The 24,670-nt window shown below is 68.0% G+C and carries 22 protein-coding genes; 15 read left to right on the top strand and 7 right to left on the bottom strand.

The window, feature by feature from the left end; genetic code table 11:
* Positions 1 to 16: 16 nt before the first annotated feature.
* Positions 17 to 919: an alpha/beta fold hydrolase gene (locus ACIRRA_RS14165; RefSeq protein WP_402767327.1), complete on the bottom strand. Its 903-nt coding sequence runs from the start codon at positions 917 to 919 to the stop codon at positions 17 to 19.
* A gap of 114 nt (positions 920 to 1,033) precedes the next feature.
* Between ACIRRA_RS14165 and ACIRRA_RS14160 the strand changes: the two genes are divergently transcribed.
* Positions 1,034 to 1,627, top strand: a complete 594-nt coding sequence (locus ACIRRA_RS14160) for a TetR/AcrR family transcriptional regulator (RefSeq protein WP_402767325.1) — start codon at positions 1,034 to 1,036, stop codon at positions 1,625 to 1,627.
* A 742-nt stretch (positions 1,628 to 2,369) separates the two neighbouring features.
* Positions 2,370 to 3,389, top strand: coding sequence for a zinc-dependent alcohol dehydrogenase family protein (locus ACIRRA_RS14155; protein ID WP_402767323.1), 1,020 nt, complete (start codon positions 2,370 to 2,372; stop codon positions 3,387 to 3,389).
* Between the two features lie 210 nt (positions 3,390 to 3,599).
* Here ACIRRA_RS14155 and ACIRRA_RS14150 read toward each other — a convergent pair whose 3' ends face one another.
* Positions 3,600 to 4,079 (bottom strand): hypothetical protein, encoded by a 480-nt coding sequence (locus ACIRRA_RS14150; protein WP_402767321.1) that lies wholly within the window; start codon positions 4,077 to 4,079, stop codon positions 3,600 to 3,602.
* A 326-nt stretch (positions 4,080 to 4,405) separates the two neighbouring features.
* Between ACIRRA_RS14150 and ACIRRA_RS14145 the strand changes: the two genes are divergently transcribed.
* Positions 4,406 to 5,617: a GAF domain-containing protein gene (locus ACIRRA_RS14145; protein WP_402767319.1), complete on the top strand. Its 1,212-nt coding sequence runs from the start codon at positions 4,406 to 4,408 to the stop codon at positions 5,615 to 5,617.
* Positions 5,618 to 5,644: 27 nt separating this feature from the next.
* Here the strand turns inward: ACIRRA_RS14145 and ACIRRA_RS14140 are convergent, their stop codons facing one another.
* Positions 5,645 to 6,424 (bottom strand): hypothetical protein, encoded by a 780-nt coding sequence (locus ACIRRA_RS14140; RefSeq protein ID WP_402767317.1) that lies wholly within the window; start codon positions 6,422 to 6,424, stop codon positions 5,645 to 5,647.
* 212 nt (positions 6,425 to 6,636) lie between these two features.
* On the opposite strand from ACIRRA_RS14140, the gene ACIRRA_RS14135 reads away from it, so the two are divergent.
* The 6 genes from ACIRRA_RS14135 (at position 6,637) to ACIRRA_RS14110 (ending at position 11,700) form a co-directional block, all read left to right on the top strand.
* Complete coding sequence (locus tag ACIRRA_RS14135) at positions 6,637 to 7,116, top strand: NUDIX domain-containing protein (RefSeq protein WP_402767315.1); 480 nt, start codon at positions 6,637 to 6,639, stop codon at positions 7,114 to 7,116.
* A gap of 124 nt (positions 7,117 to 7,240) precedes the next feature.
* Positions 7,241 to 8,431, top strand: a complete 1,191-nt coding sequence (locus ACIRRA_RS14130) for a cytochrome P450 (RefSeq protein WP_402767313.1) — start codon at positions 7,241 to 7,243, stop codon at positions 8,429 to 8,431.
* A gap of 15 nt (positions 8,432 to 8,446) precedes the next feature.
* A complete protein-coding gene (locus tag ACIRRA_RS14125) occupies positions 8,447 to 8,641 on the top strand; it encodes a ferredoxin (protein WP_357006108.1) in 195 nt (64 codons plus the stop codon).
* The gene (locus ACIRRA_RS14120) at positions 8,641 to 9,837 is read left to right on the top strand and encodes an NAD(P)/FAD-dependent oxidoreductase (RefSeq protein WP_402767311.1); all 1,197 of its coding nucleotides are present in this window, start codon (positions 8,641 to 8,643) and stop codon (positions 9,835 to 9,837) included. The genes ACIRRA_RS14125 and ACIRRA_RS14120 overlap by 1 nt, the downstream gene beginning before the upstream one ends.
* Before the next feature lie 19 nt (positions 9,838 to 9,856).
* A complete protein-coding gene (locus ACIRRA_RS14115; protein ID WP_402767631.1) occupies positions 9,857 to 11,029 on the top strand; it encodes a sensor histidine kinase in 1,173 nt (390 codons plus the stop codon).
* Positions 11,026 to 11,700, top strand: coding sequence for a response regulator (locus ACIRRA_RS14110; RefSeq protein ID WP_402767309.1), 675 nt, complete (start codon positions 11,026 to 11,028; stop codon positions 11,698 to 11,700). Before ACIRRA_RS14115 ends, ACIRRA_RS14110 begins: the two co-directional genes overlap by 4 nt.
* A 20-nt stretch (positions 11,701 to 11,720) precedes the next feature.
* Here ACIRRA_RS14110 and ACIRRA_RS14105 read toward each other — a convergent pair whose 3' ends face one another.
* Positions 11,721 to 14,300 (bottom strand): polynucleotide kinase-phosphatase, encoded by a 2,580-nt coding sequence (locus tag ACIRRA_RS14105; protein WP_402767307.1) that lies wholly within the window; start codon positions 14,298 to 14,300, stop codon positions 11,721 to 11,723.
* Positions 14,300 to 16,045: a 3' terminal RNA ribose 2'-O-methyltransferase Hen1 gene (locus ACIRRA_RS14100; RefSeq protein WP_402767305.1), complete on the bottom strand. Its 1,746-nt coding sequence runs from the start codon at positions 16,043 to 16,045 to the stop codon at positions 14,300 to 14,302. Before ACIRRA_RS14100 ends, ACIRRA_RS14105 begins: the two co-directional genes overlap by 1 nt.
* A gap of 313 nt (positions 16,046 to 16,358) precedes the next feature.
* On the opposite strand from ACIRRA_RS14100, the gene ACIRRA_RS14095 reads away from it, so the two are divergent.
* From ACIRRA_RS14095 to clpX, 6 genes are all read left to right on the top strand, one after another.
* Positions 16,359 to 17,552 carry a hypothetical protein gene (locus ACIRRA_RS14095; RefSeq protein ID WP_402767303.1) on the top strand — a complete coding sequence of 398 codons (1,194 nt, stop codon included), beginning with the start codon at positions 16,359 to 16,361 and terminating at the stop codon, positions 17,550 to 17,552.
* Between the two features lie 121 nt (positions 17,553 to 17,673).
* Positions 17,674 to 18,243 carry an FKBP-type peptidyl-prolyl cis-trans isomerase gene (locus ACIRRA_RS14090; RefSeq protein ID WP_402767301.1) on the top strand — a complete coding sequence of 190 codons (570 nt, stop codon included), beginning with the start codon at positions 17,674 to 17,676 and terminating at the stop codon, positions 18,241 to 18,243.
* A 161-nt stretch (positions 18,244 to 18,404) separates the two neighbouring features.
* Positions 18,405 to 19,808: a trigger factor gene (gene tig / locus ACIRRA_RS14085; RefSeq protein ID WP_402767299.1), complete on the top strand. Its 1,404-nt coding sequence runs from the start codon at positions 18,405 to 18,407 to the stop codon at positions 19,806 to 19,808.
* Between the two features lie 230 nt (positions 19,809 to 20,038).
* A complete protein-coding gene (locus ACIRRA_RS14080) occupies positions 20,039 to 20,629 on the top strand; it encodes an ATP-dependent Clp protease proteolytic subunit (RefSeq protein WP_402767297.1) in 591 nt (196 codons plus the stop codon).
* Positions 20,630 to 20,666: 37 nt separating this feature from the next.
* Positions 20,667 to 21,341: an ATP-dependent Clp protease proteolytic subunit gene (locus tag ACIRRA_RS14075; protein ID WP_402767295.1), complete on the top strand. Its 675-nt coding sequence runs from the start codon at positions 20,667 to 20,669 to the stop codon at positions 21,339 to 21,341.
* Between the two features lie 330 nt (positions 21,342 to 21,671).
* Complete coding sequence (clpX, locus tag ACIRRA_RS14070) at positions 21,672 to 22,952, top strand: ATP-dependent Clp protease ATP-binding subunit ClpX (protein ID WP_357006134.1); 1,281 nt, start codon at positions 21,672 to 21,674, stop codon at positions 22,950 to 22,952.
* A 658-nt stretch (positions 22,953 to 23,610) separates the two neighbouring features.
* Here the strand turns inward: clpX and ACIRRA_RS14065 are convergent.
* Together ACIRRA_RS14065 and ACIRRA_RS14060 are read right to left on the bottom strand one after the other, a co-directional pair.
* The gene (locus ACIRRA_RS14065; protein ID WP_402767293.1) at positions 23,611 to 24,135 is read right to left on the bottom strand and encodes a hypothetical protein; all 525 of its coding nucleotides are present in this window, start codon (positions 24,133 to 24,135) and stop codon (positions 23,611 to 23,613) included.
* Positions 24,136 to 24,209: 74 nt separating this feature from the next.
* Positions 24,210 to 24,581, bottom strand: coding sequence for a nuclear transport factor 2 family protein (locus ACIRRA_RS14060; protein ID WP_379382552.1), 372 nt, complete (start codon positions 24,579 to 24,581; stop codon positions 24,210 to 24,212).
* Positions 24,582 to 24,670: the final 89 nt, after the last annotated feature.

Below are 24,670 nucleotides of genomic sequence, written 5' to 3'. Positions count from 1 at the left end.
TGCCTCAGGGCCGGAATCAGTGCCGGGTTTCGGCGCGGGTCGCGTCCAGGAAGACGCGGATCGCGCTGGTCAGCTGTTCGGGCTGATCCTCGGGGGAGAAGGTGCGCGAATCGTGGATCCATTCGATGCGGGCGTCGGGGAATTCGGCGGCCAGGCGCTCGGCGTAGCGGTCCGGGAAGAAGCGGTCGCCGGCCGACCAGGCCAGTAGCACCGGCTTCTTGAAATCGGCGAAAGTCTTTGCGGCGGCGAGAGTGTACTGGCTGTCGAGACCGCCGATGGCGCGGCGGACGTCCTCGCGGATGGCCTTGGTACCGACCGGCAGGGCGTACGAGTCGCTGACCGCGTGGTCGATCGGGCCACGGGTCAGCCAGCCGTAGGCGATGGGCAGGCGGCGAACGGCCCGGATGCGCAGACTCAGGGCCAGCGAGGTGAGCGCTCCCGGGGTGCGTGCGGCCAGGCCGATGTAATCGAAGAATGGCGGCGGGAAGTTCTCGTAGGCGTCGCAGGAGGTCAGCACCAAGCGAGCGACGAGGTCCGGGCGGGCGGCCACGACCAGCTGGCTCACCGCGCCGCCGGAGTCGTTGCCCACCAGGGTGACCGGCCCGAGGTCGAGCTCCTCGATGGCCTGGATGACCAGCTGGGCCAGGCCGGGGGCGCTCAGGTCGGCGCCGGGCATGGCGGTGGTGTGGGACCCGAAGGGCAGATCGATTGCCACGCAGCGGAATTCGCTGGCGAGCGCCGGAACGACCCGGCGCCACAGGTTGGCATTGACCAGCAGCCCGTGCACGAAGACGACGGGATCGCCGCTGCCGCTGTCGAAGACGTTCAGCGTGCCGTGCGGCAGTGCGAGCTCGCGGCGGGTGCCGAGGGCGGGATCGCGCCAGGCGGCGCGGGATTCGGGGGAGATGGTGTGCGTCATCTGGATGACTCCTCTAGGAGCAGTGACGGTGAAGAGGATTTCAAACTAACAAACAGGCTGCCTGTTTTCAATGGTTTCGCGTTACGATCCAGGCACCGAGCCAGAAAGGTGTCGATGATCAGGCAAGCCGAACGATCCGAGTCGACCCGCGCGAATCTGATGGCCGCCGCGCGCGAACTCTTCGCCGAACGCGGCTACGCGGCGGTCAGCACCCCCGAGATCGTGGAGCGCGCCGGCAGCTCCCGCGGCGCGCTGTATCACCAGTTCAAGGACAAGAAGGACCTGTTCCGCGCCGTCTACGAGCAGGTGCAGCAGGAGATCCTCCAGCAGGTCGCCGAGACCATGGCCGAGGCGCCGCCGACGGACACCTTGGCCGTTCTCGAAGCCGGACTGCACAACTTCCTGCTCTCCTGCGTCGACCCCGAACGCGTCCGCATCACTCTCATCGACGCACCGTCTGTGCTCGGCTGGCAGGAGTGGCGCGCGGTCGACGAGAAGTACGGCCTGGGTCTGGTCGTCGCGGGCCTCGAATCCGGCGTCCAGGCCGGCATCCTGCGCGCCGACCTCGACATCCGCCCCCTGGCCCTGATGATCCTCTCCGCCCTCGGCGAGGCCGCCATGTTCATCGCCAACGCCGACGACCCCGAAACCGCCCGCGCCCAAACCGAACCCGCGGTCCTGGCCTTGATCAACGGTCTGCGGGTTTAGGCACCGAATCGCGCTACGTGCCCCGGAATCCGATCCGGCGGCCCCGGAATCGTCAGATGACGGACCTGGCGTTCGCCGCGCCACGCCGAGCCGAAATGGTCGCCCTGTTCGGTGACGAACCACGCCGGCGCACCGAATTCCCCAGGGTCGCCGAATATCTCGACACCGCCTCCCGCCTACCCGGCACCGCTTCGGGAGCGGAGGGTCGCGGGTTCGAATCCTGTTGCCCCGACCAACTTTCGAGCGCTTCGCCCCGGGTCGGGGCTCTGTCGTCCTCCGGCACAATCGGACTCGACTATCGCTGATCGATTCTGCCCGCGTATGGCCGAGACCTGTTGCACGTGGATTGCGCGCGACCCCTGAGCTCGGTAGCCAATCGATCGTGACGGCGCAGCCCAGGGTCTTGAATCGTGAACCTGTCGGACGCCACCCGGTATCGAAAATTCGTTCGACTCCAGGTGGTCTCGTGATCATGCCGGAACTGCCTCGCTCGGAATGGGAGGCCCCTCCGATGTACATGAAACTGCACGAGAACGTCGAATCGTTCTACAACGTCCCGTAGGCCGATCCGTCACTTCAAGGGAGGCAGACCCAACAACCCCGCCGCAGTGGCAGCATTGGAGGCCGGCAGGGCTGGAATTGGGCCGCGCTGTTCCGAATCTTCGCCGTCGTGGGGCGGGGCCGACGCTACGCACGTCGAACCGCCGTGGGACCTGGATCCGACCGAAGGAGCGTCAGGAAGATGAGAACCATGCAGTCTGTTGTCGCCGACACGGTAGGCGACCCGTCCGAGGTTCTGCACCTGCGGACCCGTCCCATTCCGGAGCCCGGTCCCGGCGAGGTCCGGATCCGGGTGGCAGCGGCACCCGTTCACGCCAGCGACCTGCATATCGTCCGCGGCAGATACGGATTCTCCCCGGAGTTCCCCACCGTACCCGGAATCGAATCCGTTGGTGTGATCGACGAACTCGGTAGCGGCACAGACGGTCCGACCGTCGGGCAACGCGTCATCACGGTGGGAGTCAGGGGAACGTGGCAGGAGTATGTCGTTGCCGATGCCGAGCGGGTCTTGCCTGTTCCCGTCGGCATGAGCAATTCGACGGCCGCCCAGATTCTCAGCAATCCGCTCACCGCCGTGATCTTGACCGGTGATGAACTCGATGTTCGACCGGGTGAATGGCTCTTGCAGACGGCGGCCGGTTCAACCGTGGGCCGGTCGGTCATCCAGCTCGGCGTGCACGTCGGCTTCAAGACCCTCAACGTGGTCCGCCGTCGATCCGCTGTCGAGGACATCCTCGCGTTGGGCGGCACCGCGGTGATCTGTACGGAGGATGAGGACCTGCGCGAACGGGTGGCCGACATAGCAGGCCACGACGGCGTGTCCAAGGCGATCGACTGTGTCAGCGGTCAGGTGGGTGCGGACGTGTCGCGTGCGCTGGCACCGCACGGTGAGCTGGTCGTCTTCGGTGCGCTGTCCACGCACCGCCAGACCGATCCCGACAAACTCACCATCCCCGTCTTCGCGCGCTCGCTGATCTACGAAACCAAGACCGTTCGGGGGTTCTGGCTGTTCCGCTGGTTCGCCGAGACCCCGAAGGATCGGATGGCCGCAGCGATCGACCGGACACTTCAGCTCGCCGAGAGCGGCGCGTTGCGGGTGCCGGAGGGCCGGCCGATTCTCGTCGAAAAGTTCAGCGAAGCTGTCTATTCGGCCGAAGCTCCCGCGCACGGCGGCAAACCGCTGCTGGTGTTCGAACCGTAGAAGCAGAGATGTCACTTCCTCCCGGATATGGGCCGCAACATGATGCTCGAACCCGGGTGGCCCAGCGACGCCTCGACGCTCGCGGGCGTTCTTCCCGCGGGCGGAATCGTCGAAAGTTGTTGTCCGCGAACCCTGTTTCCGCCTTCCGCGACGAACGGCCCGGTCGCGTTCCTCGCAGGTCCGAGCGGAACGATCAGACGGCCTCTCGGTTCACACTTCGCCAGTCTGCGTGTTCTTTCCACTCGCGCCGCCGCTGCGAGCTTCGATGGCCTCGACGGACTTCTTGAACGACTTTCCCAAGACGCGGGTGCCGAAGAGTCCGAGCACTACCGCGAGTAGCCGTCCCCTGAGGTTCTTGCCGTCGCGGACCACGACGGCGTCCACATCGGTCATACCCGTGGGCAGCTGCGTGAGAGTGTAGATGTGGCCCGAGGCGCCACCCCACAGGTTGGAGTCGGTGGTCGTCATCACCACGTGATGGGGGTCGCTCCAGTCGTAGTGCAGGCGTTCCCAGATGCCGCCCGAGCCCTCCGTGACATCAGCGTCGTGGGGGCCTTCGTGATGCACCTCGAGGTAATTGTCTGCACTGTTGCCGAAGAGTTCCTCCCGGCCCGGCCCGAAGTCGGTGAGGCCGGCCAGGAATTGCTCAGGCGTCGCGGTGGTCGTCTGATGGAGATGGATCGTGGTCATAGCGCCTTCCTTGACACTTGAATGATCCGCTCCGGTCCTGAAGACCGGGGTCGGTGACCCATATCCAGAACACCACTCGTTCGAGCGTCACGGAAGAGGTCCGCTCGACCTGATCTTGCGAGTCCACCGTCACTGGGCGAGGGCAACCCCACCGGCCGAATCGCCGACCGCGACAAGTTTGCTGGATCAGGCAAGAGAAGCTCTCGGGGACGGCTCCGGGAGCTTCGCCTCGATGCTGGAGTCAGCGGCATGTTCGACAACTCCGTCGGCGACACCATCCCCCGGAGACAAGTGCTTTGAGATTGCTGGTAGGTAGCCTGTGCCGCATGTCCGATGAGCTGTGGGTTGTCGTACCGGACGAGCTGCGTGAACTGACGGCCTCGCGAGAACGCCTACACGATCTGGTCGAGGCCGTATACACGGTGGTCTCGGACCTGGATGTGGATCTGGTGCTGCGGCAGCTGGTGACCGCGGCGGTCCGGCTGGTCGGTGCCCAATATGGCGCACTGGGTTTGCTCGAACCCAATAACGAGAGCGGTGAACGGCAGCTGGCGCAATTCGTCCCGGTCGGTGTGGACGAGGAGACGATTCGCCGGATCGGGCACTGGCCGCACGGCCGGGGCGTGCTCGGCGCGGTGCTGTCCGGTGAGCATCCGGTCCGGCTGGCCGACCTCACCAAGAGCCCTGCTTTCGAGGGCTGGCCCGCCGGGCATCCGCCCATGCGCAGCTTCCTCGGGGTGGCTGTGCGCTATCGCGGCACGGTTCTCGGCGACCTGTACCTGGCGAACAAACGCGGGGGAGCGTTCAGCGACGAGGACGAGCGGATCATCGAGGCGCTGGCCGTCATCGCGGCGGTGAAGATCGTCAATGTGCGCATGTACGACCAGGTGGAGCGCGACACCGAACGCCGCCGGCAGGACTCGGCGAAGATCGCCGTCATGGAGGACCGTGATCGCATCGCCCGCGAACTGCACGAATCCGTGATCCAGCGCATCGACGCCTCGGGCCGGGCCCTGCAGGGCGCGCTCCGGATGAACCCAGCGCCCGAGATCGGGGAGCGGCTCGCACGTGTGGCGGCCGACCTGGACGACACCATCCGGGACATTCGCGCCACCATCTTCTCGCTGCCTCCGGCCACCGGCGGGCAGGGCGGATTGCGCAGCGAAATCACCGAATTGGTGTCCACCGCTGCCCGCCACCTCGGCTACGCGCCGAGCCTGCGGCAGGACGGTCCCCTCGATACCGTGGTGCCGCCGGAGACCGGGCGGCAGGCGCTGGCCGTGCTGCGCGAGTCACTGTCCAATGTGGCGCGCCACGCCGATGCCACCCGCATCGACGTGAACGTCACCGCCGCCCGGGGCGAACTGCGAATCTCGGTGTCGGACAACGGTGTCGGCGTGGGTGACGCGCCCCGGCGGGGCGGGCTGCGCAAAGTCGCCGAACGTGCCACGGATCTCGCCGGCATGCTCGAACTCGGGCCGGGACCCGACGGGCACGGCACCACACTGGTCTGGCGGGTGCCGATTCCGCAGGTCTGAGCCGGCGTCCGGTTCCGGCCCGGCGCGTCAGTTACTCGGCTGCGCAGGCTGTTCCGCGGGCGGCGCAGCTGCAGGCTGCGGCGCGGGATCCGGGGTCGTGGTCTTGTCCGCCCACCTGGTGGTGCCATCGGGGGCCTGCATGGTGGACAGCAGATCGATGCCCGAGGCGATGAGGGTCGGGCCACCCAAGGCGATGGTGCCGATGATGCCGCCCGCGGTGGCGCCGGTGGTCAGGCCCGGGACGCAGCCCGCCACCAGGGTGACGATGCAGCCGACGGTCGCGCCGATGGCGGTGCCGACGAAGGTGCCGATGGTGGTGGCCAGGCTGAACTGGGTGGTGAAGTAGCTCAGCGCGTGGTCGTTCTCCGCCTGCGAGGCAACCGGTTTCACGACCAGCGGCTGCGACAGTGACACCCCGGCCGGCTTGTCCGGGGTGAGGGCCAGCACGGTGCCGTCCTTCTGCACCTCGGGCTTCACCGGAATATCGACGGGTCCCAGATGGAATTCCAGCGGCAGTGTGAGCAGCACCTTGCCATCGGCGTCCTTCACGTTCACCACGTCGGCGGGCCTGGCCGACGGGTCCGAATCGGGGGCCGCCGGAGTGGAATCCTTGGCCGCCTGCGACAGCTCGAAGGTGCCGCCCTTGAGGGTGGTGACGACGGTCTTGTCCACCAGCTTGGCCGAGTACACCAGGGGGGCGGCGGGCTCGGCGTTCGCCGGGCCGGTTGCCACCGATAGTGCGGTGGCCTGGGTCATGAGTGCGCCGATCACCAGGGTGGCAGTCGCGCAGGCGTTGCGGCACTCCATGCGGTATCCAATCCGTCATCAGGTGTGGGCCGATCCGAACCCAGGAGCTTAATGGAATTCGATGCTGCCGAATAGGTTTCGGGCGCAAGACAGCGGACGGTAATAATTCGTCCGCTATCGGGAAATTATCCCTGACGTCCGGATTGCCGCAGTGTCGCCCACAGTAGCGCCCGAGGTGCGCGCCCGCGTGCCGATTCGGCAAACTCCTTGCCATGAGCCTCAGATTCAGCGCCGGAGTCCTGCTGTACCGCCGCACCACCGGCCTCGAAGTGCTGATCGGGCACATGGGCGGACCGCTGTGGGCGAAGAAGGACGGCGCCGCCTGGTCCATCCCCAAGGGCGAGTACGAGCCCACCGAGGAGCAGCCCCGGGACGCCGCCCGCCGCGAATTCGGCGAGGAACTCGGCCTGCCCGTGCCCGACGGCGAATGGATTCCGCTCGGCGACGTGCAGTACGGCAGCGGAAGCAGCAAGAAGCAGGTCACGGTGTGGGCCGTCGAGGGTGACCTGGATCCCGAACAGGTGGTGCCGGGCACGTTCGAAATGGAATGGCCGCCACGCTCCGGGCGAATCGCTGAATTTCCCGAAATCGACCGGGTCGGCTGGTTCGATCTCGACACCGCCCACGAGAAACTCGGCAAGGGCCAGCGCCCCTACCTCGATCGCCTGCGCGAGCACCTCAACGGCGTGTAGCCCGGCATACCGCGTTCGCGGTATGCCGAATGTCCACGTCCGGACGACGACGGCCACCCGGTCCCGGCGGCAGGGTGGTTGTAACCGCGAACCAGCGGATCGCCACCGTTCGGAGAGGACGTCGATGACCCATACCCAGCTCGCCGGGAGCCAGCCCGTGGTCCGGACCTGCCCGTTCAGCCCGTCGGGGGAGTACCGGGAATTGCGCGAGCAGGATCCGGTCGCGCATGTCACCCTGCCGGACGGCATCGACGGCTGGTTGATCACGCGATACGCCGACGTGCGGGCCGTGCTGTCGGACCCGCGTTTCAGTTCACGGCGCCGCGGTGTCACCGGCAATCACCTTGGCTCGCAAGAGATTCCGCCGCCCGCGCCGGGCTGGTTCATCTTCATGGACGCACCGGAGCACACTCGCCTGCGCAAGATGCTCACCGGCCAGTTCACCGTGCGGCGCATGCGCGAGCTGGCTCCGGCGGTGGAGCGGATCGTCGCCGATCACCTGGACGCCATGGCGGCGGCCGCCGGTCCGGTCGACCTCGTGCAGGACTTCGCGCTGCCGATTCCCTCACTGGTCATCTGCGAGCTGCTCGGGGTGCCGTACGCCGATCGTGAGGAGTTCCAGCACAATTCGGCCACGCTGCTGCGGCTGGGCGCGCCCGCCGAGGAGGTGGCGCAGGCCCAGCTGGAACTGAACCAGCTGATCCACCGCCTCGCCGTCCAGAAGCGGACCGAGCCCGCCGACGACATTCTCAGCGCCCTGGTCCGGGACGGGGACCTCACCGATGAGGAGCTGGCGGGAGTCGGTGTGCTGCTGCTGGTCGCCGGACACGAGACGACGGCCAACATGATCGCCCTGAGCACCCTGTGCCTGCTGCGCGATCCCGCCCAGCTGGCCCTGCTGCGCGCCGAGCCCGAGCATGCGGACGCCGTGGTGGAGGAGCTGCTGCGCTTCCTGAGTGTCATCCAATTCGGTATCCGCCGAACGGCTTTGGAGGATGTCGAGGTGGGCGGGCAGCTGATCCCGGCGGGCAGCACGGTGGTCGCGCACCTGCCCGCGGCCAACCGCGACCCGGAGCTGTTCCCCGACGATCCGGAAAGCCTGGACCTGCTGCGCCCGCACCGGCCGCACGTGGCGTTCGGCTTCGGCATCCATCAGTGCATCGGGCAGCAGCTGGCCCGGCTGGAGCTGCGCATCGCGCTCACCGCCCTGTTCGAGCGCTTCCCGGAGCTGCGGCTCGCGGTGCCGCTCGACGCGGTTCCGATGCGCGACGAGATGGTCGTCTACGGCGTCCACGAGCTACCGGTGACCTGGTAGGGGAGGGGATATTCCATGAAGATCGACATCGACGAGAACAGGTGCTGTGGCGGCGGTCAGTGCGTGGTGGCCGCACCGGAGGTGTTCGACCAGCGCGACGAGGACGGCATCGTCGTCCTGCTCGATCCCAGCCCGGCCGAGGAGCTGCTGCCGCGGGTACTCGATGCCGCCGCGCGCTGCCCGGCCCTGGCCATCCGGGTGGAGCAGTAGTGCCCGGCCTCGATCACCTTGTGGTGGTGGGCGCTTCGGCCGCCGGTCTGAGCGCGGCCGAGGCCCTGCGGCGCGAGGGCTTCACGGGCACGCTCACCCTGATCGGCGAGGAAACCCACGCGCCCTACGATCGGCCGCCGCTGTCGAAGCAGCTGCTCACCGGTGACCGGCAGCCGCCGGACATCGCGCTGCGCGACGACGCGGCGATCGAGGGGCTCGGTCTCGAACTGCGATCGGGTTGCCGGGCAACAGGTCTGGACACCGATGCCCGCACCGTCGCCCTCGCCGACGGCGACCGGGTGCGCTACGACGGCCTGATCATCGCGACCGGCCTGCGACCCCGCCACCTGCCCTTCGGTCACGACCTGGCCGGGATGCACGTGCTGCGGACCCTCGACGACGCCCTCGCCCTGCGCGCGGAGCTGGCGGCCGGACCACGGGTGGTGGTGCTCGGCGCCGGCTTCCTCGGCAGTGAGATCGCCGCGTCCGCACGGGAACTCGGGGCGGACGTCACTCTCGTGGATGCCGAGCCCGCCCCGCTGATCCGCCAGTTCGGTGCCGAGGTCGCGGACCTGGTGGCCGCGTCACACCGCGACCACGGCGTGCGAATGCGTATGGGCCGCAAGGTCTCCGATATCGAGGGCGCGGATGGCCGGGTCACCGCCGTGGTGCTCGACGACGGGACGCGGCTGGCAGCCGATGTCGTGGTGGTCGCCATCGGCTCGGTGCCGGCCGTCGACTGGCTGGCCGGATCCGGTGTTCCGGTCGGCGACGGGGTGCTCTGCGACGAATACTGCCGGGCCGCGCCGGGCGTGTACGCCGCCGGTGATGTCGCCAACTGGCCGCATCCGGGCCTCGGCGCGCGGGTCCGGTTCGAGCAGCGCACCAACGCCGGCGAGCAGGCCATGGCCGCTGCCCGCAATCTGCTCGCCGAGTCGGGACAGGAAACACCCTATGCGCCAACCCCTTTCGGCTGGACCGACCACTACGACAGCAAGATCCAGATCCACGGCTGGTGTCCGATCGGCGCCCGGACCGAGATCGTCGCGGGAGACCCCCGCGAGCGCAAATTCGTCGCGCTCTACCGCATCGGCGACCGCGTCGTCGGGGCGTTGGGCTGGAACAGTGCCCGCACCCTGCGGGAATACCGCGGCCGCGTCATCGCGCCGGGTAATGCCGATGCGCACGGCGGGTAGGTACCTTGACGACGTGCGGATGATCGCCCGGCTGCGGTGCTGGCTGCGAGTCCGGCCGTGGGCGGCCGACCTCGCGGTCGCGATCGGATGCTTCCTGGTCGCCACGCCGGTGGCCGCGAGCATGGCCTATCTACGGCACAGCCCGATGGACCGGGCGGTCAGCGGGCTCGCGCTCACCTGCGTCCCACTGCTGGTCCGCAGCCGGTGGCCGATCCCGGTGGTGGCCGCCACCGTGCTGGTGGAAGTCGCTCGCTACCTGTTGATTCCGTACTCCACACCGCCGCCCGCGGCCACCGCCGTCGCGCTCTTCACGGTGGCGAACCGGATGGATCGGCGCACCGCCTGGCTGGCCGGCGTGTGTGCCGCGGTGCCGCTGGTCGCCGCCATCCTCATTTCGCAGCAGAGTCCGGGGGATCTGCCCCAGGCGCTGTCCCAGATCGCCTGGACCCTGCTCGGCGTCGCCGCCGGTGATGCGATGCGCAGCCATCGGGAGCTGCTGGCCGCGGCCCTCGAACGGGCCGAAACCGCCGAACGCGACCGGGAAGCGGAGGCCGCCCGCCGCGTCGCCGAGGAACGCCTGCGGATCGCCCGGGAGCTGCACGACGTGGTCGCCCACCACATCACGCTGGTGAACGCGCAGGCCAGTGTCGCGCACCATCTGATGCGCACCGATCCGGACCACGCCTACGCGGCGCTGGAACGCATTCGCGACACCAGCCGGACCGCGCTCGACGATCTCCGCGCGACCGTCGGAGTGCTGCGCGCCGAAGACGATTCGGGGCATTCGCGCGCCCCCTCACCCGGCCTCCGGGAACTGACCGAGCTGGTGGAGTCCTTCCGGCACGCAGGGCTCGACGTCACCGTCGAGCATTCCGGGGAGCCGTTCGAGCTGTCCTCGCTGACCGACCTCACCGCCTACCGAATCATTCAGGAGGCGTTGACCAATACCCGCAAGCACGCCGGGGTGAGGACCGCGCGGGTGCGGCTGGACTATCGACCCGACCGGGTGCGGATCACCGTCGAGGACGACGGCCGCCTGCGCGCGGACACCGGCACCGGCTACGGGATGATCGGCATGCGGGAACGCGTGAAGGCCGTGGGCGGCACGCTCAACGCGGGCCCGGGCCCGGACGGTGGTTTCCGTGTGGACGCCGAACTGCCGCATCGCAACGGCCGGAAGGGCGGGTCATGACCATTCGGGTACTGCTGGCCGACGACCAGGCTCTCCTGCGCGACACCTTCCGCATGCTCATCGACTCCACTGAGGACATGCGGGTGGTCGGCGAGGCCGCCACCGGCCGCGAAGCGGTCGAACTCGCCCGCACCCACCGGGCCGACGTCGTGCTGATGGACATTCGCATGCCGGAGCTCGACGGCCTTGCCGCGACCCGGCTGATCAGTGCGGACGAGGACCTCGCCGGCGTGAAGGTGCTGGTGCTCACCACCTTCGAGCACGAGGAGCACGTCGTCGAGGCCCTGCACGCCGGGGCGAGCGGATTCCTCGGCAAGGGCATGAACGCCGACGAACTGCTCGCCGCGATCCGCACGGTCGTCGCCGGCGACGCACTGCTGTCGCCCACCGCGACCAAGGCGCTGATCGGCCGCTTCCTGGCCCAGCCGGACCCGGTGCGCTGGGAGCCGCCGCCCGCACTGGCGGCGCTCACCCCGCGCGAACGCGAGGTGGTCACGCTGGTCGCGCTGGGCCTGTCCAACGACGAGATCGCCGAACGTCTCTTCATCACCGCCCTCACCGCCAAGACCCACGTCAATCGCGCCATGACCAAACTCGATGCGCGCGACCGGGCCCAGCTCGTCGTCATCGCCTACCGCACCGGCCTGGTCCGCCCCGACACCCCGAGCTGAACCGGACAGCCTTCCGGGCGCTACAGCCGAGGATCGATCGGCTCGGTCTCCAGGGCCAGGATCGCGAAGACCGCCTCGTGGACGCGCCACAGCGGCTCCCGGGCCACGAAGCGGTCCAGGGCCTCCAGGCCCAGGGCGTACTCGCGCAGCGCCATGGAACGCTTGCCGCCGAGGCCACGGGAGCGCAGGCGGTGCAGCTGGTCGGGGCGCAGGTACTCCGGGCCGTAGATGATCCGGAGGTATTCCGGGCCACGGCATTTCACGCCCGGCTGCACCGGCCGGCCGCTGCGGGTGCCGGTGCCGGACACCAGCGAGCCGAGCGGCTTCACCACCATGCCCTCGCCGCCGGCCGCGGTGAGGTCGGTCCACCAGGCCAGCGCGGCGGCCTCGGCCTCGGGGGAGGCGAGGTCGACCAGGCGGCGGCCGGTCGGGGTGAAGAACGCCGGATCGGCGGCGACCAGGCGGTCGATGCGCTCCAGGTGCCAGTTGTGGTCGTGCCCGGCGTAATTCGCGCCAGCGGCAGCCAGCAGCTGAAACGGGGCCAGGCGCACGCCGTCGAGGCCGTCGGTGGGCCAGCAGTAGCGGCCGTAGGCGGCGGTGAAGGCGTCGGCGTCGGCCCGGCGCGCACCCGTGCGCGCGGCGAGATCGCCTGCGTCCAAACCCCGTTCGACCGCGGCCGCCAGCACCTCGGCGGCCCGGCCGAGCGAGGCCCGGGCCGCCGCGCCGACCGCGGCGTACTGGTTGCGCAGCAGCCCCATCGCCTTGGCCGACCACGGCAGCAGCTCGGTGTCCAGCAGCAGCCAGTCGGTGCCCAGTTCCTCGAACAGCCCGGCGGTTTCTGCCGCCGCCCGCACCCGGGCCAGCAGCGCTTCGGCGCGCGCCGGATCGTCGAAGAACGGGCGGCCGGTGCGGGTGTACACCGCGCCGGTGCTGCCGTCCTCGACACCGAAGCGGTCGCGCGCCGCCGTGGCCGACCGCGAAACCACCACGACCGCACGCGAACCCATGTGCTTCTCCTCGCACACCACGGTGTCCACGCCCTCGGAGCGGTAGTACTCGAAGGCCTGGGCCGGGTGCTCGAGATAGCCGTCCAGGGTGGAGGTGGCGCACGGCGACATGGTCGGCGGCAGGTACACCAGCCAGCGCGGGTCCACGGCGAAACGGCTCATCACCTCGAGCGCGGCGCTCGCGGCGTCCTCCTGCACGGAGACCCGGCCGAGATGGCGGGTCTCCACCACCCGCCGGCCCAGCACATCGTCCAGGTCCAGTACGCCCGGATCCCGCTGCACCACCGCCTCGCCGGTGGCGAAGGTGGCGGCCTCCAGCGGGCGCACCGGCTCGAACCAGACCTGTTCGGCCGGGACCGACACCGGCTCCCGTTCCGGATAGCGCAGCGCGGTCAGGCGACCGCCGAATACCACGCCGGTGTCCAGGCACAGCGTGTTGTTCACCCACACCAGTTCGGTCATCGGCGTGTGGCCGTAGAGCACCAGCGCCTTGCCGCGGTAGTCGTTGGCCCACGGGTAGCGCACCGGCAGCCCGTATTCGTCGGTCTCGCCGGTGGATTCGCCGTACATGGCGAACTCGCGCACCCGGCCAGAGGTGCGGCCCTGGTACTGCTCCTTCAGACCGGCGTGCGCGACCACCAGTCTGCCGCCGTCGAGCACGTAGTGGCTGACCAGGCCGCGCATGAATTCCTGTGCGGTCTTACGGAATTCGGTATCCTCCGCCTCCAGCTGGGTGAGCGACTCGGCCAGGCCGTGCGCCATTTTGACGCGACGGCCGTCGAGCGCGCGCACCAGCTTGAACTCGTGGTTTCCGGTGACGCACAGGGCGTTTCCGGATCCGACCATGCCCATCGCCAGCCGTAGCACGCCGGGCGTATCCGGCCCGCGATCCACCAGATCGCCGACGAACACCGCGGTTCGACCCCCGGCGTGCCGCGCGTCGACGGCACGCCCCTGCGCGTCCCGGGCGATGACATAGCCGAGTTCGCCCAGTAGCGTCTCCAGCTCGCGCCGGCAGCCGTGCACGTCACCGATCACATCGAAAGGCCCGGTGAGATCGGTCTTGTCATTCCACAGGCGCTCGTCCGCGATGGTGGCGGCCTCGATCTCCTCGACGCCCTTCAGCACGTGCACCTTGCGGAAGCCCTCGCGCTCCAGGAACTTCAGCGAGCGCCGCAGATCGCGCTGGTGGCGCCCCACCACATGCGGTCCCAGATCCGCGCGATCCACCCGCAGCGCATTGCGCTGCACGCACACCGCTTCCGGCACGTCCAGCACGATCGCCACCGGCAGGACGTCGTGCGCCCGTGCCAGCTCCACCAGCGCCTGCCGTGCCTTGGGCTGCACATTGGTGGCATCGATGACGGTGCGCAGCCCGCGCCGCAGGCGCACGCCCGCCACGTGGTGCAGCAGTTCGAACGCCTCGGCCGTCACCGACTGATCGGCCTCGTCATCGCTCACCAGCCCTCGGTAGGCATCCGACGACAACACCGCCGTCGACCGGAAGTGCTTGTGCGCGAACGTGGATTTCCCGGAGCCGCTGCTGCCGATCAACACGACCAGCGACAGCACCGGAACGGACAGCTCTGCCATTACGCGGCTCCTCTCTCATCGCCGTCGCCGTTCTTCACATCCCGTTTGGTGAACACAGCCATCTGTGTCGACGCCCCCACTTCCGCATCCTCGGGCCCGATCGGCTCGAATCGCACGGCGTACCCGTACGAGTCACCGACCCGGTGTGCCCAGTCCGCGAATTCTGCCCGGCTCCACTCGAATCGGTGATCGGAATGCCGGAAAGCATCCGCCGCGAGCCCCTCGTAGCGCACGTTGTATTCGCTGTTCGGCGTGGTCACGACAATCGCGCCCGGAGCCGCCGCTCCGAACACCGCCTGCTCCAACGCCTTCAGTCGTGGCGCGTCCACATGCTCGATCACCTCCATGAGCACGGCCGCGTCATAGCCCTGCAGCGAGGCATCGGTATACGTGAGCGCCCCCTGCCGCACAGTCACCCGTCGCGACTGCCACTCGGGCAGCCGCCGCAGCCGCCGCGCCGCGATCTTCAACTCCCGCATCGACACATCGATACCCACGATCTCGCTGAAGGACCGGTCCGCGACCAGCTCTCGCAACAAAGAGCCCTGCCCGCATCCGAGATCCAGCACCCGGCGCGCCCCGACCTCCAGCAGCGCGTGATGCACTGCCGCCCGCCGCAAGACGGCCAGCGAGGGCCCGTGCTCATCCGTGCGACGGGAATCTGTTGCGCCCGGCGCGATGTCGGAGATCGACGGGACCAGCTCCGTGGCCGCCGAATCTGCGGAGGGGACACGCGCCCCGTTGGACAGGCCTGCGTCGACCCGAGACCCCTGAGCGTCCGCCGGGGACTGATCGGAACCCACTTCGGCAGCACTTCTTCCGGCCTGCTCGGGTTCGTTCGGATCGCGGTCGCCCGCAGGGCTCGAGGTAGTGGATTCGGCTGTGCCGGCGACGGGTTCGGCCCCGATGCGCAGTGCGCTGGCCGTCGGATCGGAGTCGGTGGCGTCCTCGTCGAAATCCTCTTCGATCGCGCCGAGCCCCTCTGGCTCCTCGTCGTCCAGCTCCGCCAGGCGCGCCAGGGCCGTACGGATAAGGGTGTGGCGCCTTGTCAGGTAGCGACGGGTGATCCACTCGCGTTCCGGGTGATCGGTGAGCCAGCCCTCGCCGAAGCGGAGCAGCTTGTCGATCTCGGCGGTGTCGAGCCAGTAGTGCTTGCTGCCGTCGAGGACGGGCAACAGCACGTACAGGTGGGACAGGGCCTCGGCCAGCCGCAGGGTTCCGGTGAGTTCGAGGCGCAGGTAGTGGGAGTCGCCCCAGTCCGGGAAGGCGGGATCCAGGGGGAGGGGAGTGGCCGTCACGGCCCAGCCCAGGGGTGCGAAGACCCGCTCGGCGTATTCCGCCCCGCCCTTGCACGGCACCGCCGGAAGTTCGATACGCAACGGCAGCGCGGTCTCGGCCAGTTCCGGCCGCTGCGCGCAGCGGCCGTGCAGGGCGCTGCCGAATACCGTCGAAATTGCCACCGAAAGCAGGGAAGACGCAGCATACGGCCGATCGTTTACATACTGACTCAGGCTGAATTCAGGTGTGCCCCTCGACTTTCCGCGTACCAATCGCACCGGATCGATTTCCAGCATCAGCGCGACCGTGCACCGCTCGTCCCCGGCCTCCGGGTAGAGCACGTGCGCGACGCCGTAGGACTGCTCGAAAGTCTGTATGCGCGAAGGATTCTTGTGCAGCAGGTACCCCAGGTCGGTGGCAGGCCACTCGGCTCCCGCGGGTCGCGTACAAGAAATCGTCACCAGCATCCTGAGATGCTCCCGTATGCCGAAGATGGCCGCAAACATATTCCGGTCCGAAGAAGGTGCCGTGTTGTCCAGGAATTGTTACGGGCCGGTCGCGATCTCTCCCTAAACGGTTACCGCACAGGGCAGTTGCGATCACACTCGAAAAGGTTGGTCCGGGGGAAGATCTCGCCGGTATTCCGGCCGTGTGACGCGAAACTTCGCCCAGTACACGGCAATAGGTCATCCGCCACCGGGCCCGAACTGCTAGGACCGGGGTGGCTGGATGCGCCGATCTGATCCGTTAGTCCGGCGCGGTTACGCCGGACGGTCGTCGATGGTCTCGGTCGCGGTGCTGGTGAGCGCCTGCGCGATCGCGGGTGCGCCGCGGCCGATGACACCGGAACTGGGAAGTCTCGATCTCGGTGGCTACAGTGGCCGTCCCCTGTCCGCACCCCGGGACGCCGGGGAAGCCTATGGCCGCCTGCAGGAATCGGTGCGGATGGCCGACGCCGTCGTCGCACCGCGCACGTTCGACCCGGCGCTGTCCCGGACGTCGGCCATCCCGGTGCCGACACCGGCGGACGCGGTCGGCATCCTCGCGGACGCCACCCGCGAGACCCTGGCCGCGCACGGGATGCTGGCGGGATTCAGCATCGGCGGCACCGACGATGCGAGCGGAATTCCCCGGATCGGTACGTCGCGATCGGTGCGCATCACGGTCCTGCGCATGCGGGACAATATGACGGCCATCGACGCGGCCGAGCAGATCGATTCGCGCGACTTCGCCGTCAACCGCGACAATGTCGTCGTCCCGTTCACCGAATACTTTGCGACCCACGGGCATTGGCGCACCTACGAGCCGACGCTCGCCGCCACCCTCGCGCACGGCCCGTACGTGGTGACCCTGTACGTCACCAATCCGACCACCGATCGGGCCGCGTTGCAGGCCCTGGCCGAAAAGGCCTTCGACGCCGAACTGCCGCGACTGGACGCCTTCGTGCCCACACCGGTCGAGGCGTTGGCGGCACTACCGCTCGACCCGGACGGCATGCTGAGCCGCCTGCTGCCCGCGGCACCCGGGCAATGGCCCTACCCCGAGTTGTTCCAGGACGAGCACGGGCTCATCGCGGGTTGGGGCGGATACCGGCGCGCGACCGGGATCGCGTACGGGCCCGTCGCCGCCGATCCGTGGATCAATCGGCCCGGCGACGCCGTACGCATCCCCGTCGAGGGCATCGCCGTCACGGATCACGCTCGGCTGCTTCGCTTTCCCGATGCCGTCGCCGCCCGGCACGCGCTGACACGGCTGTCCGAACCGACCGCGAACGGGGCCGCCGTGCGCGCGCCGGACGGCGTACCCGACGCGGTCTGTCTGCGGGACCCCGACCCCGATCCCCGAGTGCCCGACCGGCAATACTCCTGCCTCGTGCTGGACGGGCGCTACCTGGCACTGGTCTCCGGCGCGACCGAGGAGAAGGTGCACCGGATGGCGGTGGCGCAGTACGCGTTGCTGGTCTCGGGCCGGTAGCGTCGGCACCGCCGAGACCCGCGCGGCCGTGCCCTCCCCGGCGAATACCGACCCCGCCGTGTAGGTTCGGCGCGGCGTCGCAATCTCTGCGGCAATCCGGACCGGACGGACAGGAGCGGGAATGCGCTTGGTGGGCAAGGTCGGTGTGATCGGTGCGGTCGCGGCCGCCACGGTGCTGGCCGCGGGTTGCGGCAGCAGCAGTGACAACAAGGCGGCGTCGACCACCACGGCCACCGCCGCGACCAGCGCGGCCGCCACCACGACGACCCAGAGCAAGGGCCGCGAGTGCACCGCCGACGACATCAAGGTCGACGGCGGCTTCGGCCAAGCTCCCAAGATCACCATCCCGGACGACTGCGACCCGCCCAAGCAGCTCATCGTCAAGGACCTGGTCGCGGGCAGCGGCCCTGCCGCCAAGGCAGGCGACGAGCTGACCATGAATTACACGCTGGTCACCTGGTCGGACAAGAAGGTCCTCGACAGTTCCTTCACCCGCGGCGAGCCCTTCGATCTGCCGCTCGGCGCGGGCAAGGTCATCAAGGGCTGGGACCAGGGCCTGGTCGGCGTCCAGCAGGGCGCGCGCCGGCTGCTCATCGTCCCGCCCAACCTGGGCTACGGCGCGGGCGGCCGCGGCATGAAACCGTACGAGACGCTGGTCTTCGTCACCGACGCCGTCAAAGTCGGTAGCTGAGAGAACCCGCGGGTACCAGGACGACCGGTCGACCGACCGGCGTCGCGATGCCCCGTGCAGTGACCGGTTACACGGCCCGTGGGGCCGTCAACTAACCTGGTCGGGATGCGTTCGGGGGGAACCTAGACGTCAACCATGAACTACGAACAAGGAGCATGTCCGTGAAGAGCACCGTCGAGCAGCTGAGCCCGACTCGGGTCCGCATCAATGTCGAGGTGCCCTTCGAGGAGCTGAAGCCGGACTTCGACCGCGCGTACAAGGCTCTCGCGCAGCAGGTCCGGATCCCGGGCTTCCGTCCGGGCAAGGCGCCGGCCAAGCTTCTCGAGGCCCGTATCGGCCGCGGCGCCGTTCTGGAGCAGGTCGTCAACGATGTGCTGCCCAAGCGCTACAGCGAGGCCGTCATCGCCACCGAGGCCAAGGTCATCGGCCAGCCGGAAATCGAGATCACCAAGATCGAGGACGGCGAGGAGCTGGCCTTCACCGCCGAGGTCGACATCCGCCCGGAGATCACCCTGCCGGAGTTCTCCTCCATCGCCGTCTCGGTCGACCCGATCGAGATCACCGACGAGGACATCGACGAGCAGCTGCAGTCGCTGCGTCAGCGCTTCGGCACACTGAAGTCGGTCGAGCGTGCCATCGAGAACGGCGACTTCGTCTCCATCGACCTGTCCGCCACCGTCGACGGCGAGACCGTCGAGGAGGCCTCCACCACCGGCCTGTCCCACGAGGTCGGCTCCGGCCAGCTCATCGAGGGCCTGGACGAGGCCCTGATCGGCCTGAAGGAGGGCGAGTCCAAGGACTTCACCTCCAAGCTGGTCGCCGGCGAGCACGCCGACAAGGAAGCGGTCATCACCGTGACCGTGCAGTCGGTCAAGGAGCGCGAGCTGCCCGAGGCCGACGACGAGTTCGCCCAGCTGGCAAGCGAATTCGACACCATCGACGAGCTGAAGGAAGACCTGAAGACCCGCGTCGAGCGCGTCAAGAAGGTCCAGCAGGCCGGCGAGATCCGCGACAAGGTGCTCGAGCACCTGCTCGAGACCATCGAGATCCCGCTGCCGGAGGGTGTCGTCAAGGCCGAGGTCGACGCCGTCGAGCACGACGCCGTCCACGGCTTCGACCACGACGAGGCCAAGCTGGCCGAGGCCCTCGAGGCCCAGGGCTCCTCCCTCGAGGAGTTCAAGAAGGACACCAAGGAAGCCGCCGAGAAGTCGGTCAAGACCCAGCTGCTGCTGGACGCGGTCGCCGAGGCCGAGAACACCCAGGTCGGCCAGGACGAGCTGTACGAGCGGATCATTTTCCAGGCGCAGCGCTACGGCATGTCGCCCGATCAGTTCATCCAGCAGATCCAGCAGGCCGGTCAGCTGGGCGCGGTCTTCGCGGACGTGCGCCGCGGTAAGGCCCTCGCCGGCGTCGTGGTTCAGGCCGCCGTCACCGACACCGCCGGCAACGTCGTGGACACCGCCGAGATGTTCGGCAACCCGGCCGCGGAGGCCGAGGAGGTTTCCGCCGAGGAGCTCGCCACCGTCGCCGACGCGACCGAGGCCGCCGAGGCCGAGGCCGAGTAATAGATGCCGACGCCCCGGTGTCCGGGGTCTCGGGTGACACCCCGAGAACCCCAGACGCGGGAACGTGAGGTGTTGACGTAAGTTTGCGCTGTGAGCGAAGCAGGGCGGTACCGGGAGTTCGGTGCCGCCCTGCTTCGTTAGGGTTTGTGTCAGCGAATCAGTAGGGGCTTGTTAACCGAGCCGTTGAGAGAGGGCAGGTATCCGTGACAATTCATCAGGCAGGGGTGCGCATGACATCCGCGACTGCTGGTCTGAACCTCAGTGATTCGGTGTACGAGCGCCTGCTGCGCGAGCGCATCATCTTCCTGGGCACTCAGGTCGACGACGACATCGCCAACAAGCTGTGCGCGCAGATCCTGCTGCTGTCGGCCGAGGACCCGACGAAGGACATCTCGCTGTACATCAACTCCCCGGGCGGTTCGGTGACGGCGGGCATGGCCATCTACGACACCATGCAGTTCGCCGAATGCGACGTCGCGACGTATGGCATGGGCCTGGCCGCCTCCATGGGCCAGTTCCTGCTCGCCGCCGGCGCCAAGGGCAAGCGGTACGCGCTGCCGCACGCGCGGATCATGATGCACCAGCCCTCCGCCGGTCTGGGCGGTTCCGCCGCGGACATCGCCATCCAGGCCGAGCAGTTCGCCTACACCAAGCGGGAACTCAACGAACTGCAGTCGCTGCACACCGGCAAGTCCGTCGAGCAGGTGACCGCCGACGCCGACCGCGACCGCTGGTTCACGGCCGCCGAGGCGCTCGACTACGGGTTCATCGACCACGTGATCACCCACGCGAGCCAGGCGAACGGCAGCAGCAGCAAATAGTTCCGCAGCCCATCACACAGACTTTGGAGTGACGCGTATGTCCAACATGATCGATCCGCGGGCCGCGGGCATCACCTTCGCCGCCGCCGGCAGCCTGCCTCAGTCGCGCTACATCCTGCCGCAGTTCACCGAGCAGACCAGCTTCGGCCAGAAGGTCTCGGACCCGTACAACAAGCTCTTCGAGGAGCGGATCATCTTCCTGGGCAACCAGGTTGACGATGTGTCGGCCAACGACATCATGGCTCAGCTGCTGGTGCTCGAGTCGATGGACCCGGACCGCGACATCACCATGTACATCAACTCGCCCGGTGGTTCCTTCACCGCGCTGATGGCCATCTACGACACCATGCAGTACGTGCGCGCCGACGTCGCCACCGTCTGCCTGGGCCAGGCCGCCTCGGCCGCGGCCGTGCTGCTCGCCGCCGGCGCCCCCGGCAAGCGTGCCGCGCTGCCCAACGCCCGTGTCCTGATCCACCAGCCGTCGACCTCGGGCGGCATCCAGGGCCAGGTCTCCGACCTCGAGATCCAGGCCGCCGAGATCGAGCGCATGCGTCGCCTCATGGAGACCACGCTGGCGCGCCACACCGGCAAGGACGCGGACACCATCCGCAAGGACACCGACCGGGACAAGATCCTGACCGCAGACGAGGCGCAGGAATACGGGATCGTCGACCAGGTCTTCGCGTACCGCAAGCTCAGCGCCCAGAAGTGAGCTGGGCGGGTGGCGGGGTTCTGTGTGTCCCAGGCGTCCCCGCCACCCCGGCAGGGGTGAGTCCACGCACATGTCCGGCGAGAAACGTGCCCAAGTTGTCGACCTCGGTCAGCCGAAGCGGGTACGGTCACTCTAGGGACCTTTGCTCGTGGTTGTCGGCTCTGCCTCTGCATCCAACACAGCTTTTGGATACACACAAGCTTTTGGATACACACAGCCGAATTGCCGGATCCGCAAACTCAGGGGTCACGGCTTACGCTCGAAGAAGGCAGCTCGCCGGCAGCCGGGGACAGACGGTTGCACGCGGACAAGGAAGTAGGGACCCAGGAGATGGCGCGCATCGGTGATGGCGGCGATCTGTTGAAGTGCTCTTTCTGCGGAAAGAGCCAGAAGCAGGTCAAGAAGCTCATTGCGGGACCGGGGGTGTACATCTGCGACGAGTGCATCGACCTCTGCAATGAGATCATCGAGGAAGAGCTCGCCGAATCCAGCGAGGTCAAGCTCGACGAATTGCCCAAACCCGCGGAAATCCGGGATTTCCTGGAGCAGTACGTGATCGGGCAGGACGCCGCGAAACGAACCCTCGCAGTGGCGGTTTACAACCACTACAAGCGGATTCAGGCCGGCGACAAGGGTCGCGACTCCCGGGGTGAACCGGTCGAGTTGGCCAAGTCCAACATCCTCATGCTCGGCCCGACAGGCTGTGGCAAGACCTATCTGGCGCAGACGCTGGCCAAGATGCTGAACGTGCCGTTCGCCATCGCGGACGCCACCGCGCTCACCGAGGCCGGCTATGTCGGCGAGGACGTCGAGAACATCCTGCTGAAGCTGATCCAGGCCGCCGACTACGACGTGAAGCGCGCCGAGACCGGCATCATCTACATCGACGAGGTCGACAAGATCGCCCGCAAGTCGGAGAACCCGTCCATCACCCGTGACGTGTCCGGTGAGGGCGTGCAGCAGGCGCTGCTGAAGATCCTGGAGGGCACGCAGGCGTCGGTGCCGCCGCAGGGCGGCCGCAAGCACCCGCACCAGGAGTTCATCCAGATCGACACCACCAATGTGCTGTTCATCGTGGCGGGCGCGTTCGCCGGTCTGGAGAAGATCGTCCAGGATCGAGTCGGCAAGCGCGGCATCGGTTTCGGCGCGGAGGTCCGGTCCAAGGCCGAGATCGACACCGCTGATCACTTCGCCGACGTGATGCCCGAGGATCTGATCAAGTTCGGTCTGATCCCCGAGTTCATCGGCCGCCTCCCCGTCGTCGCCTCGGTCACCAACCTGGACAAGGACTCGCTGGTCCGTATCCTGGGTGAGCCGAAGAACGCCCTGGTGAAGCAGTACGTGCGCCTGTTCGAAATGGACGGCGTGGATCTGGAGTTCACCCAGGACGCCCTGGAAGCCGTTGCGGATCAGGCGATCCTGCGCGGCACCGGCGCCCGCGGCCTGCGCGCCATCATGGAGGAGGTGCTCCTCCCGGTCATGTACGACATCCCCAGCCGCGACGATGTCGCCAAGGTGGTCGTCAATGCCGACACGGTGAACGACAACGTCCTCCCAACGATCGTCCCGCGCAAGCGCCAGACCCCGGAGCGCCGCGAGAAGTCGGCGTAAGGCCCTTCCACAAGCAAAGAATCCGGCTCCGCGAGAATCCCTCTCGCGGAGCCGGTTTCGTTCTCTCGCCACGCGGCCGCCTGCATGCCTGCGGAGTTCCGCCGATGGTGGACCTGACCGCGGAGGAGTGCGGTGCTGGACCAGTCGGCCTGCTCGAGAGTGCTGGTCGGTATGTACTCGGGGAGCTGGTTGAGCTTGCTCGCTATGGGTGGCCGGGTATGTCGTGGTTCGGCCAGTAGTTCGCGAAGATCTCGTAGGTGCGCCGACCCAGGAGGAAGGCGTCGACTCGCTCGAAGATCGAGACCGTGAATTCGCCGGATGCTTCGTCGCCGTAGGGTGCGGTCCAGCCGCCGTGCGCGAAACCTTCCTCCGGCCCACCCGGTGCTCGACAGACACCGTCGAGGGTGACGAACTCGGTGGCCGACAGTTCCGTGCGTGTTCTGCTGTGGGCTGTCCGTTTCCGGAAAGCCAGGGAGTCGGTGACGGTCGGTGGAGCCGATCGCGCCCGTTGCGAGAATCGCCGTTGATCCTCCGTGGTTCGCCGTTGAACCTTTACTCCGTTACTCCAGAAATCGGTGTGGTCGGGTCACCTGTTACGACGGGGCGACGTCCTGGATTTCATCGGCATCGGGGCAGAAGAATTTCGCGGCGGGTGAGGTCAGCGGCGAGGGAATTTGAAGGTGAAGGGGGCGGGCTCGGGGACCGGGAAGCGTTCGCGCGGGGCGACCAGCAGAATGGCCAGGCCGAGGGCAGGCATGGCCAGTGCCGCCAGCAGTTCGAGGGTGAAGTTGAGTCCGCTCAGCGTCGCCGGGCGGTGGAAGGCGTGGTAGGTGAAATGCGGCACGCCGAAAACCAGCCAGCCCAGTCCGCTGACGCGCGCGATGACGCTGTCGCGGTAGTAGAGCGCGGCGCCGGAGATGGCGCCCAGGGCCAGGAAGAAGGCCCCCACGTCACCGGCCAGGTGATGGTTGTACGGGCCGTCGGCGCGCACCCAGTGCAGGCCGAATCCGGGGAAGCTGGTGTAGAACGATTCGGGTGCCACGACGGCCCACAGGCCGGTGATCACGCCCGTGGCGGTGAGCACGCCGAGCATGATGAGCAGGGCGATCCAGCGCCGCCGGTTGATCTCCAGCCGCATGCTGACCCGCACACCGTCACCGGTGCCGCGCAACGAGATCCGCACAGGCCCTCCCGCCCTCGCCGAATCACTGTGCTGACACCGTAATTCGGGGAGCGGGAGGGGACAACCCCCGTGGGTCAGATCTGCTCCATCTTCATGTCGTCCGGGCCCCAGTAGGCCTTCATGCTGATGATCTTGCCCTCGTCGTTCAGTTCCATCACGTCGATGGGCGAGAGGGTCATGCGGTGCCCGTTGGACACGGTGACGAGGGTGAAGGACGCCGCCACCTTGTTGCCCGCCACCTTGACGGTGTGCAGTTCGGTCTCGCGGTCGAGGTTCTCCAGGGCCTTGTACATCTCGCCGATGGCCTCGTGGCCGCGGCGCTCCGGCGTCCCGATCGGATCCTCGATCACCGCGTCCTCGGCGTACAGGTCCACGATCGCCGACGTGGGCCCGGTGGCCACCAGCTTCACGTACTGCTCGACCACATCGCGGGGCTGCGCTGCCATGGATGACTCCCATCAAGAATTGAAACGTGTTCTATTGCGGAGAGTAACAGCCGGAACGCGCAAAAGAACCCCGCTGCCTCACCCTGTGG

Source organism: Nocardia sp. NPDC101769, assembly GCF_044766925.1.
In the GTDB taxonomy this organism is placed as follows: Bacteria; Actinomycetota; Actinomycetes; order Mycobacteriales; family Mycobacteriaceae; genus Nocardia.
Note: the sequence above shows the minus strand (reverse complement) of the source record. Positions and strands in the feature narration are given on the sequence as shown.

Excerpts from the sequence above, each read along its gene's own strand:
- ACIRRA_RS14165 (WP_402767327.1), bottom strand. The coding sequence starts at position 919 with ATGACGCACACCATCTCCCCCGAATCCCGCGCCGCCTGGCGCGATCCC.
- ACIRRA_RS14160 (WP_402767325.1), top strand. The coding sequence starts at position 1,034 with ATGATCAGGCAAGCCGAACGATCCGAGTCGACCCGCGCGAATCTGATG.
- ACIRRA_RS14155 (WP_402767323.1), top strand. The coding sequence starts at position 2,370 with ATGAGAACCATGCAGTCTGTTGTCGCCGACACGGTAGGCGACCCGTCC.
- ACIRRA_RS14150 (WP_402767321.1), bottom strand. The coding sequence starts at position 4,079 with ATGACCACGATCCATCTCCATCAGACGACCACCGCGACGCCTGAGCAA.
- ACIRRA_RS14145 (WP_402767319.1), top strand. The coding sequence starts at position 4,406 with ATGTCCGATGAGCTGTGGGTTGTCGTACCGGACGAGCTGCGTGAACTG.
- ACIRRA_RS14140 (WP_402767317.1), bottom strand. The coding sequence starts at position 6,424 with ATGGAGTGCCGCAACGCCTGCGCGACTGCCACCCTGGTGATCGGCGCA.
- ACIRRA_RS14135 (WP_402767315.1), top strand. The coding sequence starts at position 6,637 with ATGAGCCTCAGATTCAGCGCCGGAGTCCTGCTGTACCGCCGCACCACC.
- ACIRRA_RS14130 (WP_402767313.1), top strand. The coding sequence starts at position 7,241 with ATGACCCATACCCAGCTCGCCGGGAGCCAGCCCGTGGTCCGGACCTGC.
- ACIRRA_RS14125 (WP_357006108.1), top strand. The coding sequence starts at position 8,447 with ATGAAGATCGACATCGACGAGAACAGGTGCTGTGGCGGCGGTCAGTGC.
- ACIRRA_RS14115 (WP_402767631.1), top strand. The coding sequence starts at position 9,857 with ATGATCGCCCGGCTGCGGTGCTGGCTGCGAGTCCGGCCGTGGGCGGCC.
- ACIRRA_RS14110 (WP_402767309.1), top strand. The coding sequence starts at position 11,026 with ATGACCATTCGGGTACTGCTGGCCGACGACCAGGCTCTCCTGCGCGAC.
- ACIRRA_RS14105 (WP_402767307.1), bottom strand. The coding sequence starts at position 14,300 with ATGGCAGAGCTGTCCGTTCCGGTGCTGTCGCTGGTCGTGTTGATCGGC.
- ACIRRA_RS14100 (WP_402767305.1), bottom strand. The coding sequence starts at position 16,045 with ATGCTGGTGACGATTTCTTGTACGCGACCCGCGGGAGCCGAGTGGCCT.
- ACIRRA_RS14095 (WP_402767303.1), top strand. The coding sequence starts at position 16,359 with ATGGTCTCGGTCGCGGTGCTGGTGAGCGCCTGCGCGATCGCGGGTGCG.
- ACIRRA_RS14090 (WP_402767301.1), top strand. The coding sequence starts at position 17,674 with ATGCGCTTGGTGGGCAAGGTCGGTGTGATCGGTGCGGTCGCGGCCGCC.
- ACIRRA_RS14080 (WP_402767297.1), top strand. The coding sequence starts at position 20,039 with ATGACATCCGCGACTGCTGGTCTGAACCTCAGTGATTCGGTGTACGAG.
- ACIRRA_RS14075 (WP_402767295.1), top strand. The coding sequence starts at position 20,667 with ATGTCCAACATGATCGATCCGCGGGCCGCGGGCATCACCTTCGCCGCC.
- clpX (WP_357006134.1), top strand. The coding sequence starts at position 21,672 with ATGGCGCGCATCGGTGATGGCGGCGATCTGTTGAAGTGCTCTTTCTGC.
- ACIRRA_RS14060 (WP_379382552.1), bottom strand. The coding sequence starts at position 24,581 with ATGGCAGCGCAGCCCCGCGATGTGGTCGAGCAGTACGTGAAGCTGGTG.